12 protein-coding genes are annotated in these 18,070 nt (G+C 61.0%); 5 read left to right on the top strand and 7 right to left on the bottom strand.

The features are described 5' to 3' along the window. The first annotated feature begins 41 nt into the window (after positions 1 to 41). The 4 genes from AB4O05_RS12830 to AB4O05_RS12815 all read left to right on the top strand — a co-directional run bounded on the left by AB4O05_RS12830 (position 42) and on the right by AB4O05_RS12815 (position 8,353). The gene (locus AB4O05_RS12830; RefSeq protein ID WP_460137188.1) at positions 42 to 860 is read left to right on the top strand and encodes a TatD family hydrolase; all 819 of its coding nucleotides are present in this window, start codon (positions 42 to 44) and stop codon (positions 858 to 860) included. A gap of 83 nt (positions 861 to 943) precedes the next feature. Then, entirely contained in the window at positions 944 to 2,425 is a 1,482-nt protein-coding gene (locus tag AB4O05_RS12825) for a methyl-accepting chemotaxis protein (protein ID WP_460137189.1), read from the top strand. Between the two features lie 237 nt (positions 2,426 to 2,662). Next, the gene (locus AB4O05_RS12820) at positions 2,663 to 7,741 is read left to right on the top strand and encodes an RHS repeat-associated core domain-containing protein (RefSeq protein ID WP_460164907.1); all 5,079 of its coding nucleotides are present in this window, start codon (positions 2,663 to 2,665) and stop codon (positions 7,739 to 7,741) included. Positions 7,742 to 7,990: 249 nt separating this feature from the next. Then, on the top strand, positions 7,991 to 8,353 hold the full coding sequence (locus AB4O05_RS12815; protein WP_460137191.1) for an Mpo1-like protein: 363 nt from the start codon (positions 7,991 to 7,993) through the stop codon (positions 8,351 to 8,353). Between the two features lie 3 nt (positions 8,354 to 8,356). Here AB4O05_RS12815 and AB4O05_RS12810 read toward each other — a convergent pair whose 3' ends face one another. The 3 genes from AB4O05_RS12810 to AB4O05_RS12800 all read right to left on the bottom strand — a co-directional run bounded on the left by AB4O05_RS12810 (position 8,357) and on the right by AB4O05_RS12800 (position 10,331). Next, the gene (locus tag AB4O05_RS12810; protein WP_460137192.1) at positions 8,357 to 9,154 is read right to left on the bottom strand and encodes an acyl-CoA thioesterase; all 798 of its coding nucleotides are present in this window, start codon (positions 9,152 to 9,154) and stop codon (positions 8,357 to 8,359) included. A gap of 91 nt (positions 9,155 to 9,245) precedes the next feature. After that, complete coding sequence (locus AB4O05_RS12805) at positions 9,246 to 10,007, bottom strand: CHAD domain-containing protein (protein ID WP_460137193.1); 762 nt, start codon at positions 10,005 to 10,007, stop codon at positions 9,246 to 9,248. A 45-nt stretch (positions 10,008 to 10,052) separates the two neighbouring features. Next, on the bottom strand, positions 10,053 to 10,331 hold the full coding sequence (locus AB4O05_RS12800; RefSeq protein ID WP_460137194.1) for a hypothetical protein: 279 nt from the start codon (positions 10,329 to 10,331) through the stop codon (positions 10,053 to 10,055). A 216-nt stretch (positions 10,332 to 10,547) separates the two neighbouring features. On the opposite strand from AB4O05_RS12800, the gene AB4O05_RS12795 reads away from it, so the two are divergent. Further along, positions 10,548 to 11,585, top strand: a complete 1,038-nt coding sequence (locus AB4O05_RS12795) for a patatin-like phospholipase family protein (protein ID WP_460137195.1) — start codon at positions 10,548 to 10,550, stop codon at positions 11,583 to 11,585. Positions 11,586 to 11,931: 346 nt separating this feature from the next. Here AB4O05_RS12795 and AB4O05_RS12790 read toward each other — a convergent pair whose 3' ends face one another. From AB4O05_RS12790 to kdpB, 4 genes are all read right to left on the bottom strand, one after another. Next, positions 11,932 to 12,621, bottom strand: a complete 690-nt coding sequence (locus AB4O05_RS12790) for a response regulator (protein ID WP_460137598.1) — start codon at positions 12,619 to 12,621, stop codon at positions 11,932 to 11,934. A gap of 37 nt (positions 12,622 to 12,658) precedes the next feature. Continuing rightward, the gene (locus AB4O05_RS12785; RefSeq protein ID WP_460137196.1) at positions 12,659 to 15,310 is read right to left on the bottom strand and encodes an ATP-binding protein; all 2,652 of its coding nucleotides are present in this window, start codon (positions 15,308 to 15,310) and stop codon (positions 12,659 to 12,661) included. Positions 15,311 to 15,436: 126 nt separating this feature from the next. Further along, positions 15,437 to 15,982: a potassium-transporting ATPase subunit KdpC gene (gene kdpC, locus AB4O05_RS12780; RefSeq protein ID WP_460137197.1), complete on the bottom strand. Its 546-nt coding sequence runs from the start codon at positions 15,980 to 15,982 to the stop codon at positions 15,437 to 15,439. A gap of 24 nt (positions 15,983 to 16,006) precedes the next feature. Then, positions 16,007 to 18,070, bottom strand: a complete 2,064-nt coding sequence (gene kdpB, locus AB4O05_RS12775) for a potassium-transporting ATPase subunit KdpB (protein ID WP_460137198.1) — start codon at positions 18,068 to 18,070, stop codon at positions 16,007 to 16,009.

The following is an 18,070-nucleotide window of genomic DNA, read 5'->3' as shown; positions in this document are numbered from 1 at the left end:
CAGCTCTGATATGCTTTCCGGCCGAAGGCGGAGATAGCACCATGCAACTCATTGATATCGGCGTCAACCTGACTAACCCCAGTTTCGACGACAAGCACCAGGCCGTACTCGACCGTGCCTATGCCGCCGGCGTGCAACAATTGGTGCTCACCGGCACCAGCGTCGACGGCAGCGAACAGGCCTTGGAACTGTGCGTAAGACTCGATGAAAGCGGCCAACGCCTGTTCAGCACCGCCGGCATCCACCCTCATTCCGCCAGCGACTGGAACGCTGACAGCGCTCAGCGTTTGCGCGGTTTGCTCGGCCAACCTCGCGTGCGGGCCGTGGGCGAATGCGGCTTGGATTTCAATCGGGATTTCTCTCCGCGCCCACAGCAGGAAAAAGTCCTGGAGGAACACCTGGCTCTTGCCGTGAAACTGAAACGGCCGGTGTTTCTCCATGAGCGTGACGCCAACCAACGCCTGCTGGAGATCCTCAAAGACTACCGTGACCACCTCACCGCCGCCGTGGTGCATTGCTTCACCGGCGAACAGCAGGCGCTGTTCAGCTACCTCGACCTCGACTTGCACATTGGCATCACCGGCTGGATCTGCGACGAGCGCCGTGGGACACACCTGCACCCGCTGGTCAGGGAAATCCCCCGCGGCCGTCTGATGCTGGAAAGCGACGCACCCTACTTGCTGCCGCGTACCCTGCGCCCCAAACCGAAAAACGGTCGCAACGAGCCTGCCTACTTGCCGCAGGTACTGCGCGAAGTCGCCCTGCACCGTAACGAAAGCGTGGAAGACCTGGCCCGGCATAGCACGGCCTGCGCACGCGCGTTTTTCGGGCTACCGCCCGTGGATGATGCGGCGCATTGACCCATGTCAAAACCGTTTTTCTGAGTAGCGGCACAATAATGGCACCTTGCCAATGCTGTTTCCGCTATCAGAGAAAACCTTCCATGGGTGCCTGGCTTAGCAACATCTCACTGAAGTACAAATTCTGGGCCGTCAATGCGGTCGCCTTTATTACCACCCTGCTGTTGGTGCTGTACGCCGTACAGCTCGAACAGCAAGCGCGCAGCGTAGCGTCCCAAGCCTCGGCGCAGGCCCAGGCACGATTGCTCGGTGCCTGGCCAGCCGACAAGGCATTGCCCAAGGGCGACCAGTGGCTGACGTTTGCGCGCGGCCAAGTCCCACAACTGGCCGCTCAGGATCTGTCAGCCCTGAGCGACGCCAGCGGCTGGGTTGAGCTCAATCACATGCCCGTGTTTGGCGACAACCCGTTGTTGGGTGCCGAAGTGATCGCCCGCCCTGACGGCCAGCAACTCGCCGTCCTCGCCTATGCGCCAAGCTTGAGCCAAGTGTTCAGCGACCGTTTCACTCACTACGCTGTGGCGGTCCTGATCCTGATGCTGGCGATGCTCGGCGCTTCGCAATTGCTGATCCGCTTTCTGCTCAGCCAGCTCAACACCCTCAAGGACGTGATGCTGCATGTGGAGAAAACCGGCGACCTGTCGGCCCGCGTGCCATTGGCGTGCAAGGATGAAGTCGGCCAGATGGCCAGCGCCTTCAATGCCATGCAGGCCGGCTACCAGCGCGTGGTCAACACCGTGGCACGCACCGCCCGGCAACTCGACGAAGGGGCCGCACGCCTGGCCAGCAGCATGAATGAAGTGCAGCACGGCATGCTCGGCCAACAAAGCGAAACCGACCAGGCCGCGACCGCCATCAACGAGATGACCGCCACCGTCCACCACATCGCGCAACACGCCGGCGCCACCCGCGACTTGTCCCAGACCGCCGACACCCTCGCCGGCAGCGGCAAGGAAGTGGTGAGCCGCGTGCAGCAGTCGATCGCCGGCCTGTCCAGCGGCGTGCAACAGACCGCCGAGATGATCCAGAAACTCGCCGAAGACAGCCAGAAGATCAACAGCGTGGTCAGCGTGATCCACAGCATTGCCGAACAGACCAACCTGCTCGCCCTCAACGCGGCCATCGAAGCTGCCCGCGCGGGGGAAATGGGCCGTGGTTTTGCCGTGGTCGCCGACGAAGTTCGCAACCTGGCCAAACGCGTGCAAAGCTCCACCGACGAAATCACCCGCATGGTCTCGGCACTGCAAGCCGGCACCCGCGATGCGGTGGACTTCATGCAGGAGAGCTCGTTCAAGGCCGACGACTGCGTGCAACAAGCGCAGGAAGCCGGCGCCGCGCTTGCCGAAATCACCGGTGCCGTAGCGCAAATGCGTGAAAGCAACACCCAGATCGCCGTCGCCGCCGAACAACAGAGCCATGTGGCCGAAGAGATGAACCGCGCGGTGGTGAGTATTCGCGATGTGACCGAGAACACGGTGCAGCAGACTGTGGACTCGGCGACGACCAGCAATGAGCTGGCGACACTGGCGGGGGAACTGAGCAAGGCGATTGGGCAGTTGAAGCTGTAGGACTGCTCAACCTGTAATCCGGCTCCTACGACCGCCCCTCCATTTACCCGAAGCTTTGGCGAACCCTCCTAGCCGTCCTGGCGAATAGCGCCGACTTCTTTACCTCACAAACCACTCCAAAGTCTCTCGCCTGATCACACAGTGCGAGGGATTGCAGATGGTTATTGTCGTTATGGCCCTGGTTGTCGACGGGGCTGTGTCTTGAACCCGGCCATTGGCCGGCTGGCCCTGACTCCAATGGACGTAACGACGGTCGATATTGAAGCCGTCTTTCGTGATTTTCGTGAATGCCTGAATACGTTTGACGACTGGGCCGAGCGCTTTTGGAGCTTCTCGGCCCTGGACGTCGAACAGGTATTCAAGGTCGGCGATGAGGTGGCGCTAGTCGCGCCGCTCAGTCGCTCGATCTTTCCCAGCAGCACCGTCGCCACTTGCCGGGCCAATGGCACCTTGACCCTGGTGCATATGTTTCAAAGTACGCGGTTCGTGCCCATCGGCAATACGCCGGTGGTGCTGCAACGCGTCGATCCAAACGGTGGCCCGCTGGGCGAGCCGATCCACAAGACTATTGGCCCGAGCGGCGTCCTCGAAATCACCGAGTGTGATCGCAACCAGCAGTACCGAATCCATTTCTACCCCAACGTTTCCAGGGATCACGTCAAGGCGCTGTATGCGTCTTATCAGTCAGTCACCGTGGGGTTGGAGGTTCGCCTGCGTGAAGCGTGGACCGGCACCTTCCAAGACCGCTGGAAAGACTACGTCGATGCCAAGCCGCTTGATCAGCGTCGGACGCTGGAAGTGGCGTTTATCAGTGGGCTTGGAAAAGCCCTCTTCAACCTGTGGGACAACGTCACGCAGTTGTGGGACCTGCTGGCGGACATCCAGCCCAACAGCGAAAAGTTGCTGCAATACATCTCCCAGACCGAACTCGATGAACTGCTCAAGCTCGGTAGCGCCAAGATTGCCAACGGCTTGCTGCTGCTCAGCGATGAGCCGCTGCTGTTTATCTACCTGTCGGCGATGGTCAGTTGGATGCGTCTGCTGCCGCCGCCCCAGATGAATGAACTGTGGGGAGAGATCACCGGTGAGGTGCTGATCAATCTGCTGTTGATTCGTGCGTTGGGTGCGATGGGAGTAGCGGTGCGGCTGGGGCCCCAGGTGCTGAGCCATATCAAGTCCGCGCAGGCGCGGGAATTATTGGAGCTGCTGGCCAAGCAGATAGTGGCGCCGGATTTGGAACCGCATGTCGAAGCGGTTAAGCCATTGCTGCTGGGTAGCACCGCGACGCCGATCAAGGCAGTGCCGGTTGTGCCGTTGAAAACTGGCGAGAACGTCGTTTCAAATGCGGTGCCGGCGGTTCGTAAAAAGTCGCAGCGGACAGTGTTGGTTCGGCAGGAGGCTGTTGACGATGCGCCTGTTTCGGGGAAGAACCCGAACGGGGATGCGGCGGCCTCCTCGGAAAAAACCGTTACTAATGGCTGCCCGGTGTCGATGGTCACCGGCGAGGAACTGCTCACCCTCACCGAGGGTGTTTTAGACGGAATCTTGCCGTTTGAGTGGACGCGGTTGTATCGCACCAGTGCGGTGGAACTGGATGTTGGGCTCGGGTTTGGCTGGAGTCATTCGCTGGCGCAGCGGCTGGTGGCTTCAGGCGACTCAGTGGTGTGGACCGACCATGAAAACCGCTCGACTGAGTTTCCGCTGCCTAGCGCTGCTCGGCCGGCGATTACCAATAGCCTGGCTGAAGCGGCGATTTACTTGGGGACTTCGCCGGACGAGTTGGTGCTGGCCCAGGCGTCGCGGTTTTATCACTTTCGCGATGGTGTGCTGTTCTCGATCAGCGATGCGTATGACAACCGCCTGCGGATTTCCCGGGATTTTTCCGGGCGCATTGAGCGGCTGGATAACGGCGTGGGGCGTTCGCTGTGCTTGCGTTATGAGGCGGGTCGCATCGTCGCGGTGGATTACCAGGTTCAGCGGGCCGAAGGCCGTGAAGAGTATGCCTGGATCACCGAGCAGAACGTCGTTTCCTATGCCTATGACGACGCAGGCCGACTGGTTGGTGCGACCAATGCTGTAGGTGAGCGCGAGGTTTATCGCTACGACGAGCAGCACGTCATTCTGGAGCGTGGGCTGGCCGGTGGGGCGAGTTTCTTTTGGGAGTGGGAAAGGTCCGGCAAGGCGGCGCGATGCGTGCGGCACTGGGCCAGTTTTTCGCAGATGGACACGCGGTATGTGTGGGGTGACGACGGCAGCGTTGTCGTTCACAACGCCGATGGCAGTCAGGAGCTGTATGTCCATGACGACCGGGCGCGCTTGGTGCAGCGCGTCGATCCGGACGGTGCTCAGCATTTCAAATCCTACGATGAAAAAGGTCGGCTGACGGTCGAGCAGGATCCGCTTGGGGCGGTGACGGCGTATCAGTACGACGACGCCGGACGTTTGGTGGCGGTGTTTCCGGGGGACGATGAGCCGACGTCCTACGAGCATGACAACGGCTTCGTACGGGTGGTGCGACGGGGTGAGGCGGTTTGGAAGTATGCGCGTAACGATCAGGGCGACGTAACGCGTAAGACCGATCCCGATGGTCAGGTTACCGACTACAGCTACAACAAGTACGGGCAGTTGATTGGAGTTTGGTATCCGGATCGCGGCTGTCACCGCCTGGTGTGGAATGAGCGCGGCCAGCTCATTGAGGAGCAGCTGCCGAACGGTACTATCACGCGTTATCGCTATGACGATCTGGGCAGGCAAATTGCCCGCGAGGATGAACACGGCGCGCTGACCCAATATCAATGGGACAGTGTCAGCCGGTTAGTTCGTGTCGTAATGCCCGGCGGTGCAACCCGCGAATACACCTACAACCCCTACGGCAAAATCACCGCCGAACGCGACGAACTCGGCCACGTCACCCGCTACGAATACGCCGACGGCCTGCACCTGATCAGCCGCCGTATCAACGCCGATGGCACCCAGGTCAACTACCGCTACAACAACGCTCGCTTAATGCTGACCGAAATCGAAAACGAAGTCGGCGAAACCTACCGCCTGGACTACCACGCCAACGGCCTGATCCAGCAGGAAGTCGGCTTCGACGGCCAGCGCACCGCCTACGTCTACGACCTCAACGGCAACCTGCAGGAAAAAACCGAACACGGCGACGATGGCAGTCAGCTGATGACCCGCTACGAGCGCGACCATGCCGGCCGCCTCGTACGAAAAACCCTGCCAGACGGCAGCAAGGTTGATTACGCCTACGACCGCCAAGGCAATCTCCTCAGCGTCAACGACGGCCACTGGGCGTTGGCCTACGAGTACGACCACCAGAACCGCCTCACCGCCGAACATCAGGGCTGGGGCACCTTGCGTTATGGCTATGACGCCTGCGGTCAACTCAAACACCTGCGCCTGCCGGACAACAACCGCCTCAGCTTCAACCACGACAAAGGCGGCGAGCTCGCCACTGTTGAGTTGAATGGGGAAACACTCACATCGCACCTATTCAAATCAGGCCAGGAACACCAACGCCAACAAGGCCAACTCCTCAGCCATTACCACTACGACGATCAGCAGCGCCTGCACGCCCACACCATCACCCAGCAGGAAAACCACCTCTACCAACGTCACTACGACTACGACAAAACCGGCAACCTCACCCGCCTCCACGACACCCGCAAAGGCGAACACCGCTACCACTACGACCCCTTAGGCCGCCTGACCCGCGCCGACCACTCCCAAGACCTGCAGGAACGTTTCGGCCACACCCCCGCCGGCACCCCGCTCATGCAAGACCGCCCCGGCCCCGACATCGTCGCCGGCAACCGCCTGATGATCCAGGGCGACCGGCATTACGACTACGACGCCTTCGGCAATCTGATCCGCGAACGGCGTGGCAAAGGCCAGCAACTCGTCACCGAATACCGCTACGACTGCCAACACCGCCTGATCGGCATCACCCAACCCAACGGCCAAACCGCCAGCTACCGCTACGATCCATTTGGACGGCGCATCAGCAAAACCGTCGATGGCATCACCACCGAGTTTTTCTGGCAAGGCGACAAACTCATCGCCGAACACCATGCGGAGCGCCACCGCAGTTACCTCTACGAACCCGACAGCTTTCGCCCGTTGGCACTGCTGGAAGGCTTCGGTCCAAATGAAACCCAGCCCTATCACTACCAACTCGACCACCTCGGCACGCCGCAGGAACTGACCACCCCCGACGGCGAAATCGTCTGGTCCGCCCACTACCGCGCCTACGGCCAGATCAGCCGCCTCGACGTCGGAAAAGTCGACAACCCACTGCGCTTCCAAGGCCAATACTTCGACCCGGAAAGTGGGCTGCACTACAACCGCCATCGCTACTACAATCCGGATATCGGTGGTTACCTGACGCCGGACCCGGTGAAGTTGGCGGGTGGGATCAACAGCTACCAGTACGTGCCTAATCCTACGGGGTGGGTGGATCCTTTAGGGCTCAGCGCAAATTGCCCTGGGTCAAAAACAAAGGATCCCGCCTGCGTCACGCCCACTCAACCGGAGATCCCTAATGTTTCTCGCAAGGGGGCTTTCAGGCAAGCTAAAAGAGATGCTCATATACCGATGAATCAGAATCCAGACGTGATGACCCACCCAAAAACCGGACGGATGGCGCAGTACAAAAAAGAAAACATGACCGATTTGAACGATAAAAAAATATTGAGTACGACCGGTCACCCCATTGAGACGAGGGTATATCAATTTACAAGAGAAGATGGTTCACAAGTTCTTATTCAAGATCACTCGGCCGGGCATAAATATGGCAGACCTGATGGGCTTGGAGATCAAGTAACACATTTTAATTTGCGACCGATTGAACAACCCCGTAACGGTAAAGTCATCGGCGCAGAAGCGCACTATTTTTTCAGGAAAAAAATGAAATATTGGAATGAATTAGATAAGAATATATTTTTTGAAAAAATCTTCACACAGCCTGTCAAGATAGGAGAAATTACGCTATTTTCTTTGCAAATAGACAATGATCGGCCGTCCTTGGGTATTGGTTTCGACATACCTGAATTCCCAGACGCTCTACCGGAAAAATGGAAAAACAAAGGTTACAACGTTTGCAGACTTGGTATTGACTGCTATGACATTAGCGAACTAAAAATACTAAACATACCCATCCGAGATACTTTTAATTTAAGGATAACAAAGGAAAATGATCAGTTTTTATTTCAAGCCACCAACAAAAATTCTTTAGTCGAGTTCAAAGCTCAGAGTATCTCAATTTGCAACCCTAACGTGTATGCCAGAGGCAAAGATGAAGACTTTTAAATCAACAAAAGCCAGTAATAAAAAATAAAAAACTCATTAAAAAACCTGGAAACCAACTACAAAAATCTTGAATCAAACAAGATCCAAAATCGGTTTATATGAACAATCATATACGTGTTATTTAGGGACAAAGATGGTCATGTCACAAATTGCTGTCTATAGACCCCATAGCCAACCCCAATTCGCCGCCCCGCCCTCCCCCACCTAAACTCCATCCAAGTTGTTTCAACGGACAGAGGATTCACCATCATGGGCAAACGTCATCCCAATCTCCCCGCCTGGCAATGGCGTCACTACCCGCAGAACCATCAGCACCCGACCAACCTGGCGCTGCACCTGATTGCCGTGCCGCTGTTCATCATCGGTTTTCTGCTGATCGTGTCTGGCGTCTTCAGTCTGAGCCTGGCCAGTTTTGCCGTAGGCATTGTCGGCATCCTGGCTGGCCTGGCGTTGCAGCGTCATGGCCATCGCCTGGAAGCCGAGGCGAGTGAGCCGTTCAGTGATCGTAAAGATGCGGTTCAGCGCCTGGTGCTGGAGCAGTTCGTAACGTTCCCGCGCTTTGTGTTGAGCGGTGGTTGGTGGCGCGCCTGGCGGCAGCGCCCTCGGCACTGAGACTCAGGCGAAGACCACCACGGTCTGGCGGCTGAGGGCGATCAGCTCGCCGCTCGGGCTCCATAGCGCGGCGGCGGCATGGCCGTAACCGTCGCGGGCGTGTTCGATGTTGACGTGGTACTGGCACCAGTCGAGGGTGGTGAGGTGCGGCAGTGGCTGGATGAACTCGATGGTCCAGGTCAGGGTGCTACCCGGCGCCGGTTTTTTCAGGTGCGGCAACAGGGCCGGTGGCCACGCATCGACCAGGGCGAGGATATGCGCCTCGGTCAGGGGCTCTTCTTTCACCTCTCCACGTAATCGAACCCAGCCCCCCATCTCGCGGGATTTATTACCGGTAAACGGCAGGCCGCCAACACTCCAGCGCATTGCCAGATGGCGCATGAACTCAGGCGTGACGCCTTTGATATAGGGCAGCTCCTGGCATTCCTCCCAGTGCTTGAATGTCGGCGCAGGTTCGCTCGCCACATCAATTTCCGACGCCCGTGATGCGCCGAAACTGGCCTGCACCAGCGTCGCCACTTCACCGTTCTGCACTACCCGCCCCAGCAATTGGCTGACCGCCTTGCCTTCGCGCAACACTTCGACTTGATAGCTGGCTGGTACATCCGGCGCCACCGGACCGACGAAGGTGACGGCCAGCGAACGCAGTGGGCGATCCTCTGGCACTTGGGCGCGCAGGGCTTGGTATTGCAACGCGGCCACCAGGCCACCAAAGGTCGCGCGGCCCTGGGCCCATTCGGCTGGGATGGTGACATCCAAGGGGTTGCTGCGGGCAGCGTCGAGCAAATCACTAAAGCGCATGGCGACCTCACGTCAAGAAAACCGATGACGGGGATATTAACCATCGCGCCAAGCCGGTACAGCGCCTATTCCGGCCAAAAACCGGACCGCCTCAGAAACAATCGGCGCTGAGCTTGTCCAGCACCCGATCCGCCTGCCCTTGCGCCTTGGCCATGGTGCGATGCCATATTGCAACGCAAGGCTGCAGGTCGGCCTGATGTTCGGCCTGTGCCAGCCATTGCCAGCAGTCATGCCAATCCCCCAGGGCAGCTTGGGCACTCTTCAAGCGCGACAAGGCCTTGCCAGGAAGTTTGTCCAGTTCGGGATAGGCTTCGGCGGCGTAGCGTACGCGCTTGATCAACAATCGCAGGCGGTGGCGATCATGATCAGGGTTATTCAGCGCTTCATCGAGCTTGCGCCATTGCTTGGCCAGGCGTTTCTCGATGCGTGAGCGCAGGCCCTTGAGCAACTTCTGGTGTTGGGAGGCGCGAATAAAACGCGGGAATGCATCGAGGATCTGCAGCAACTGCGCCAGCTCGGGCCCTTGCGCCACGTGGCGATAGGCCTCGGGTTGCAGGCGCAGGCGTCGGTCCGCCGCTTCGTGGTGACCATGCTGATGCAAATAAGCCGCCAGCACTTCACGATCACGCAGTGGGGTGGTCAACTGACCGACGGCACTGGCGGCCGACTCCAGTTGTTCGACGCCGGGCAACCCCCGCAAGGGTCGCAATAGACTGCGCAGACGCCGCACGGTGGTGCGCAGGTCATGCAGTGCTTCATCATCGGTGACGGCGGCAAGGCGAGCCTGGCAGCTCAGTAACCCTACTTCCAGGCCAATGACCTGGGCGACTAGCTGATCGACCAACGCTGACATCTCGCCCTCACTCCCCAATGAAAGATCCTACGCGCAACGCACGACTCAACGCCCGGCGCGCGACTCACGAATATAGAAACGTGCCTTTTCGGCCTTGTTGGCACAGCCCTCAAACGCTTCGAATTGCTGTTGGGTCTTGGCCCCCGTCAACAGGGAAAGCGCCTTGGAGTAGCTGACGGTGCCGGCAAACCCTTCGGCCTTGGCCAGGTCCAGTTCTTTCCAGGCGGCATCCAGTTGCGAGCCACAGCTATCACGATAGGCAGTTTTCCCGGCACAGCCGGCAAGAGCCAACATCATCACAGGCACACACATCCAGGCTTTCATCGATGACACCTCAAAATAAAGAGAAACAGTCGTACCGTGTAGACGTTGCCTACAACAAAAAGTGCCTTGTCCTTAGCCTGAAATCGGTAGTACCTATTGCCAGAGCATACCCGAGACTAGTCGCTATTCTGGAAAAATATTGCGCAGTTCAACGAAGATTGAAGCGCCCCCCTCAATAGGTGCATTGTGGGCACCTGCCGATAAAGGACATGGACCATGAAGAAGCGTGTTGCCTTAGTGCTGGGCTCCGGTGGGGCCCGGGGCTATGCCCACATCGGGGTAATCGAGGAAATCGAACGGCGCGGCTACGACATTGCCTGTATCGCCGGGTGTTCCATGGGGGCCGTGGTGGGCGGGATCTACGCCGCCGGCAAACTGGAGGAGTATCGACGCTGGATTGAAAGCCTCGACTACCTCGACGTGCTGCGCCTGGTGGACGTGAGCTTTCGTCTGGGAGCGATTCGTGGCGAGAAGGTCTTCGGGCAGATCCGCAAGATCGTCGGCGAGATCAATATCGAAGAGCTGCGCATCCCCTACACCGCGGTGGCCACCGACCTCACCAACCAGCAGGAAATCTGGTTCCAGGAAGGCTGCCTGCACCAGGCCATGCGCGCCTCCGCGGCGATTCCCAGCCTGTTTACCCCGGTGATGCAAGGCAACCGCATGCTGGTCGATGGTGGCCTGCTCAACCCGTTGCCGATCGTGCCGGTGGTGTCGAGCCACTGCGACTTGATCATCGCGGTCAACCTCAATGCCACCAACCAGAAGCACTATCACTTGCCGGTAATCCAGCGGCCGCCGGCGTTCAAGAGCCGCTTCAACAGCCTGGCCAAATCACTGGGTTCGCATTTGCCGTTTCGCCGCAAGCAGGCCGAGCAATTAATGAAGCTTGAGCAGGAAGCCTTGCAGGCCCAGGCGGCCGAGATCAACCCATGGCTGGAGTCGGCCGAGCCCGAGTCCCAGCAACCCGCTGCCGCGCCGGAAAAACCCGGGGCACCGAAGTCGGCCACCGGGTCGTTCATCATCGACAACGTGGGGCCGGCGTCGTTATTGGACCTGATCAACCAGAGTTTCGAAGTGATGCAGACGTCACTGGCCCAGTACAAGATCGCCGGCTATCCGCCGGATGTGCTGATCAACGTGCCCAAGCGGGTGTGTCGGTTTTTCGAGTTCTACAAGGCACCGGAGCTGATCGCCCTGGGGCGGGAAATTGCCAGTGATACATTGGACCGCTATGAAAGTGAGCAGCCCTGAAACCGGGGGCGCCATCGCAGCCAAGCCCCAATGCCGATCAGTTAAGCGAACGCAATGCTCAAAGCAACGAAGATCAAATGTGGGAGCTGCGGTGCGACGATTCGACTTGCCCATGTGTCCCCGCTTGGCATGGGCACTGACCGGTAACCTTTGTAGGAGCGAGCTTGCTCGCGAAAAACCCGAGGACGCTGCGGGGAAACAGGTTTACCGCGTTATCGTTGACGTTCTTCGCGAGCAAGCTCGCTCCTACAGGGGTACATGGGCGGCCGCCCGGTTCCCACAGGGACATGCGTTCCAAAAGGGGAACTGGCTGGCCTGCGATGCCGTCGGAGCAGGCAATAGAAATCTAGGCCCCTAACAACCGATACCCCACCCCCGCCTCAGTCACGATAAACCGTGGCTGCATCGGGTCATCCGCCAGTTTCTGGCGCAGATGGCCGACCACGATGCGCAAGTAATGGCTGTCCTCGGTATGGGTCGGCCCCCAGATATCCTTGAGCAGTTGCTGCTGCGTGATCACCCGCCCTGGATGCCGCGCCAGCTGCGCCAGCACCGCGTACTCCTTGCGGGTCAACGCCACTTCCGCGCCGTCAAGCAACACGCGGCGGTAGGCCAGGTCTACCGTCAACGGGCCGAAATGCAACGCCGCTTCCTGCGCCTCGCCGGCGGGCGCCTGGCGCAGCAACGCGCGGACCCGGGCAAGGAACTCCTGGATGCCAAACGGTTTGGTCACGTAATCATTGGCGCCGGCGTCGAGCGCCTCGACCTTTTGCCCTTCGCTGGCCCGCACCGAGAGCACCAGCACCGGCACCGTCGACCACTCGCGAAACTCACGCAGCACCTGCTGGCCATCCATGTCCGGCAGGCCAAGGTCGAGCACCAGCAAGTCCGGTTTGCTCAGCGCCGCCTGGGCCAGCCCTTCGTTACCGGTGCCGGCCTCGATCACTTTGTAGCCCTGGGAGGCCAGGCTGATACGCAGGAACTTGCGGATCTGCGGTTCGTCATCAATGACCAAAATCGTCGCGGTCTGGCTCATGGTGTCCATTCAAAACCCGTGGAGCAAAGAGGGTAGCTCACGACTCGCGCTCCAGGCCAGGCTGGGTTGGCAACGGCAAGTACAAGGTGATGCAGGTGCCGCGCCCGTCGATGCCCTCGGTCACGCTGATATGCCCGCCGTGCGCCCCGACCATGCCCTGGCAGATCGCCAGGCCCAGGCCGGTGCCCTGCCCGCCTCGATCACCGCGTGCCGCGGTGTAGAACATATCGAAGATCTTCGCGCGCTCATCTTCGGGAATGCCCGGCCCTTCATCGGCCACGGCAAAGAACAGCTGGTTATCCGTCACCCCGGCGCTTACCTGCAAACGGCCCTGGGCTGGCGAAAAGCGCGCGGCGTTTTCCAGCACATTGACCAGCGCCTGTTCGATCAACGCCGCATGCACATACAGCAACGGCAACTCAGATGGCACATCTGTACTCACCTGTAGCGGCGCCAGCACCGCGCGCAAGCGGCCGAGGGCGCTGCCGACGATATCGCCCGGCGACACCCAGTCTCGCGCCAGCTTCAACGCGCCATGGCCCAGGCGCGTCATATCCAGCAGGTTCTGGATATAGCGGTCGAGGCGTTCGGCTTCATCGCGCGTGCCTTCGAGCAACTCACGGCGGTCCTCCAGGGGGATGGCTTCACCCAGCGCCAGGAGGCTGTCGATACTGCCGCGCATGGAGGTCAGCGGCGTGCGCAAATCGTGGGACACCGAGGCCAGCAAGGCGCTGCGCAGTTGCTCGGTTTCACCGTGCAGGCGTGCGGATTCCAGCTCCTGGGCCAACTGCGCACGGGCCAGGGCCTGGGCCAGCGGCTGGCTCAACGCGGTGAGCAAGCGCCGCCGCTGGCCGCTCAACTCCAGACCCGGTTTGGCGCTGACGCCAAGCAGGCCCAGGGGCCCTTCTTCACCCGAAAGCGGCCACCACCACCAACGCCCGAACGGCAAGGTGCCGGTGCCCTTGCCCGCTGGCTGATCATGTTGCCAGGCCCAATCGGCGGCAGCGCGTTCGGCGTCGGTGAGGGTCAGCGGGCCGCCGGTCTCGATCTTCCAGCCGCCCTGGCCGTCACGATTGACCAGGCACAGATCCAGGTCGTTCCAACCCTCCAGATGATGGGCCGCCGCGCTGATGACGGCCTGGCGATCGGTGGCGGCGGTGAGTTTGCGTGACAGATCCAGCAACTCGCCGGTTTCTTCCTGGGTGTCGCGCAGGGCCTGCAACTGCCGGCGCTGACGCGCGGCCAAGTTGCCGGTGAGGGCCGCCATCAGCAGGAAGAACAGCAGGGTCAGCACGTCCTCTTCACGCTGGATGGCGAAGGAAAAATTCGGCGGAATAAACAGAAAGTCATACGTGATAAACGATAACGCCGCACACACCAGCGACGGCCCCAGACTGCTGCGCACCGCCACCAGCAACACGGCGGCCAGGAACACCAGGGAAATGTTCGGCAGCGGCAACACGCTGGCCACCGCCCAAGCCACGGCCGCCGCGACAACCGTCGCCACCACCGCCAGGGCGTAATCGAACCACACCAGCCCACGCACCTCCGGCAGGCGTGGCGATGCCGGAAGGTCATCGCTGTCGAGCACATTGATTTCCAGGCCACGGGCGCTGCGCAACAGGCGCGCGGCCAAGCCTCCCCCGAATAACCGACGGCGCCAGCTCATCCGTGACTGCCCCACCAACAGCAGGCTGGCGCGGCGTTCGGCGGCATGCTGGATCAAGGTCTTGGCCACCTCTGCCGCGCGCAGCAGTACCACGTCTCCCCCCAGGCGTTCGGCCAATTGCTGGGCGTTTTGCAGGCGCAGGCGCGATTGCTCATCCCGCGCGCGACCGTTATCAATATGCACCAGGCTCCAGGGCAAATGCCGCCGCTGTGCCACGCGACTGGCATGGCGCACCAGGCGTTCGGCCTGCGCATCGCCATCCACTCCCACCAGCAAGCGACCGCGCACAGCCGGCGCGGCCTGGCCGAGTTGGCGATAGCCCTGGGCCAAATCATCGTCGACGTGAGCGGCGGCGGTCTGCATCGCCAGCTCGCGCAGGGCCATGAGGTTGGTCTGGGTGAAAAACGCGTCGATGGCCGCTCGGGCCTGTTCCGGCACATACACCTTACCGTCGCGCAGGCGCTCCAGCAGCTCGCGGGACGGCAGGTCGATCAGCAGCAGTTCATCGGCCTCCTGCAACACCCAATCCGGCAGGGTTTCGCGCACTTGCACCCCGGTGATGCCGCGCACCTGATCATTGAGGCTTTCCAGGTGCTGGACGTTGACCGTGGTGAACACGTCGATACCGGCGGCGAGCAATTCCTGGATATCTTGCCAGCGCTTTTCATGGCGACTGCCGGGGGCATTGCTATGGGCCAATTCATCCACCAGCACCAGCTTGGGCTTGGCAGCGAGCAGGCCATCGAGGTCCATTTCTTCGAGCATCACGCCGCGGTATTCGCTGCGCAGCAGAGGCTGCTGCGGCAGGCCACTGAGCAGGGCTTCGGTTTCGGCGCGGCCGTGGGTTTCGACCACACCCACGATCAGCTTGACGCCCTGTCGCAGTTGGGTGTGGGCGGCCTGGAGCATGGCAAAGGTCTTGCCCACCCCCGGTGCGGCGCCAAGGAAGACTTTGAGCCGGCCACGGCCGTCCCGGGGCAGATCGGCTAACAAGGCATCGGCGCGGCCGGAGTCGCTCATGCGCGGGGGTTCCTTCAGGTGTGGGTGGAGTGTCTTTCAGTGCGCTCTCGCGGGCAAGCGCGGCTCCCACAGGTGAGCGCATTCCCCTGTGGGAACCGGGTTCGCCCGCGATAGCGATATCAAGCGTTACAGCTTTTCCAGGGCCATGTTCAGCGCCAGCACATTCACCACCGGCGGGCCCACCAGCGGGCTTTCGATATGTTCATCGAGCAACCGCTGCAAGGTGGGCACCGGCACATTCCGCGCCGCCGCCACACGCGCCAGTTGATAGGCAATCGCCTCGGGTGGCAAGTGTGGATCAAGGCCGCTGCCGGAGGTAGTCAGCAATGCCAAAGGCACTGGGCCCTGGCTCGGTACCCACTGTTTATTGGCGTCATCGAACACGCGGGTGGCCAATGCCGGGTTGCTTGGGCCAAGGTTGCTGGCGCTGCTGGAAACCGTCGCGAAAGCGCCGGCGGAAGGACGCGGGTGGAACCAGCTGTCGCCGGTAAAATCCTGGGCGATCAGGCTGGAGCCGCGCACCTTGCCACTGGCATCGCGCACCAGGCTGCCATTGGCCTGGTCCGGGAACGCGACCTGGGCGACACCGGTGACGACCAATGGGTAGGCGACGCCGGTGATCAGCGTCATGAGCACCAGCAGGCTCAGGGCGGGGCGGATGATGTTGGACATTTCAGATTCCTCAACTCAGTGGGTTTACACCAGGTGCAGCGCGGTCAGCAGCATGTCGATCGCCTTGATGCCCACGAACGGCACCAGAATTCCGCCCACGCCGTAGATCAGCAGGTTGCGCCGCAGCAACGCCGCCGCACTCGCCGCCTGCACGCGCACACCACGCAGCGCCAGCGGGATCAACACCACGATGATCAGTGCGTTGAACACAATGGCCGAGAGGATCGCGCTTTGCGGGCTCTGCAGGTGCATCACGTTGAGCACGCCCAGTTGCGGGTAGATCGAGGCAAACAGCGCCGGCAAAATCGCGAAGTACTTGGCCACGTCGTTGGCGATGGAAAAGGTGGTCAACGCGCCACGGGTCACCAGCAATTCCTTGCCGATCTGCACCACGTCCAGCAGCTTGGTGGGGTCGCTGTCGAGGTCGACCATGTTGGCCGCTTCGCGCGCGGCCTGGGTGCCGTCGTTCATCGCCATGCCGACATCCGCCTGGGCCAGCGCCGGTGCATCGTTGGCACCGTCGCCGCACATCGCCACCAGGCGGCCGTCGTTCTGTTCATGGCGAATGCGTGCGAGTTTTTTCTCCGGGGTGGCTTCGGCCAGTACGTCATCCACGCCCGCTTCGGCGGCAATCGCAGCGGCGGTCAGCGGGTTGTCGCCGGTGACCATCACGGTCCGAATGCCCAGCTTGCGTAACTCGGCGAACCGTTCACGGATACCGGGCTTGACCACGTCCTTCAAATGAATCGCACCGAGCAATTTGCCATCGGCGCAGACCAGCAACGGCGTGCCGCCGCTTTGGGCGATCTTGTCGACTTCCCGCGAGAGTGCCGGCGGCAGGTCGCCGCGTGGCTGGCCGATAAACGCCAGCAGCGAATCGACGGCGCCTTTGCGGAACACACGGCCCTGGTAGTCGACACCGGACAAGCGGGTTTCGGCGGTAAATGGCACAGCGGTCAGCGCGTCCAGGGCCGGCTCGGCCTGCGGGTGCAGAGCGCGCAGGTATTCAACGATGGATTTGCCTTCCGCCGTATCGTCCGCCAGCGACGCCAACAGCGCGCCTTCGGCGACCTCGCGACCACTGACGCCAGGCGCCGCAACCACCGCCGCACAGCGACGGTTACCAAAGGTGATGGTGCCGGTCTTGTCCAGCAGCAGCACATGCACATCCCCCGCCGCTTCCACGGCGCGGCCGGATTTGGCGATCACGTTGAGGCGTACCAGGCGGTCCATGCCCGCGATGCCGATGGCCGACAGCAAACCGCCGATGGTGGTAGGAATCAGCGTCACCAGCAGTGCGACCAGGAACACCAGGGGCAAGCTGCCGTTAGCGAAGTGGGCGAACGGCTGCAGGGTCACCACCACCAGCAGGAAGATCAGCGTCAGGCCGATCAGCAGGATATCCAGCGCGACTTCGTTGGGGGTTTTCTGGCGTTTGGCGCCCTCCACCAATGCGATCATACGGTCCAGTGTCGACTCACCGGGGTTGGCGGTGATGCGGACCAACAGCCAGTCGGAGACCAGCCGGGTGTTGCCGGTGACCGCCGAACGGTCGCCGCCGGACTCGCGGATCACCGGCGCGGATTCGCCGGTAATTGCCGCTTCGTTGACCGCCGCGATACCTTCGATGACTTCGCCATCACCCGGAATCATCTCCCCAGCGGCGACGCGCACCACATCACCTTTGCGCAGGCTGGTGGCCGGTACGACCTTGAAGCTGCCGTCGGCCTCCTTACGCCGTGCGCTAAGGCCTTCGCTGCCGGCCTTGAGGCTGTCAGCACGGGCCTTGCCACGCCCTTCGGCCAAGGCTTCGGCGAAGTTGGCGAACAGCACGGTGAACCAAAGCCACACGGCGATTTGCACCGCGACAAACGTGGGCACGGTGGTGTCGGGCACGAAGCAGAGCACAGTGGTGAGGATCGCGGTCAGTTCGACCACCAGCATCACCGGCGAGCGTTGCAGTTGACGAGGGTCCAGCTTGACGAACGCCTGGACCAGCGCAGGGCGCCACAAAGCCGAGATGGCGGTTTTGGCGGGCTCCTGGGTTTTGACCGGGGCCGCATTTTTTGCAGGCATATTCATGTTCAT

It is taken from the genome of Pseudomonas sp. S1_G07, from assembly GCF_054668565.1.
Note: the sequence above shows the minus strand (reverse complement) of the source record. Positions and strands in the feature narration are given on the sequence as shown.

Excerpts from the sequence above, each read along its gene's own strand:
- AB4O05_RS12830 (WP_460137188.1), top strand. The coding sequence starts at position 42 with ATGCAACTCATTGATATCGGCGTCAACCTGACTAACCCCAGTTTCGAC.
- AB4O05_RS12825 (WP_460137189.1), top strand. The coding sequence starts at position 944 with ATGGGTGCCTGGCTTAGCAACATCTCACTGAAGTACAAATTCTGGGCC.
- AB4O05_RS12820 (WP_460164907.1), top strand. The coding sequence starts at position 2,663 with ATGGACGTAACGACGGTCGATATTGAAGCCGTCTTTCGTGATTTTCGT.
- AB4O05_RS12815 (WP_460137191.1), top strand. The coding sequence starts at position 7,991 with ATGGGCAAACGTCATCCCAATCTCCCCGCCTGGCAATGGCGTCACTAC.
- AB4O05_RS12810 (WP_460137192.1), bottom strand. The coding sequence starts at position 9,154 with ATGCGCTTTAGTGATTTGCTCGACGCTGCCCGCAGCAACCCCTTGGAT.
- AB4O05_RS12805 (WP_460137193.1), bottom strand. The coding sequence starts at position 10,007 with ATGTCAGCGTTGGTCGATCAGCTAGTCGCCCAGGTCATTGGCCTGGAA.
- AB4O05_RS12800 (WP_460137194.1), bottom strand. The coding sequence starts at position 10,331 with ATGAAAGCCTGGATGTGTGTGCCTGTGATGATGTTGGCTCTTGCCGGC.
- AB4O05_RS12795 (WP_460137195.1), top strand. The coding sequence starts at position 10,548 with ATGAAGAAGCGTGTTGCCTTAGTGCTGGGCTCCGGTGGGGCCCGGGGC.
- AB4O05_RS12790 (WP_460137598.1), bottom strand. The coding sequence starts at position 12,621 with ATGAGCCAGACCGCGACGATTTTGGTCATTGATGACGAACCGCAGATC.
- AB4O05_RS12785 (WP_460137196.1), bottom strand. The coding sequence starts at position 15,310 with ATGAGCGACTCCGGCCGCGCCGATGCCTTGTTAGCCGATCTGCCCCGG.
- kdpC (WP_460137197.1), bottom strand. The coding sequence starts at position 15,982 with ATGTCCAACATCATCCGCCCCGCCCTGAGCCTGCTGGTGCTCATGACG.
- kdpB (WP_460137198.1), bottom strand. The coding sequence starts at position 18,070 with ATGAACATGAATATGCCTGCAAAAAATGCGGCCCCGGTCAAAACCCAG.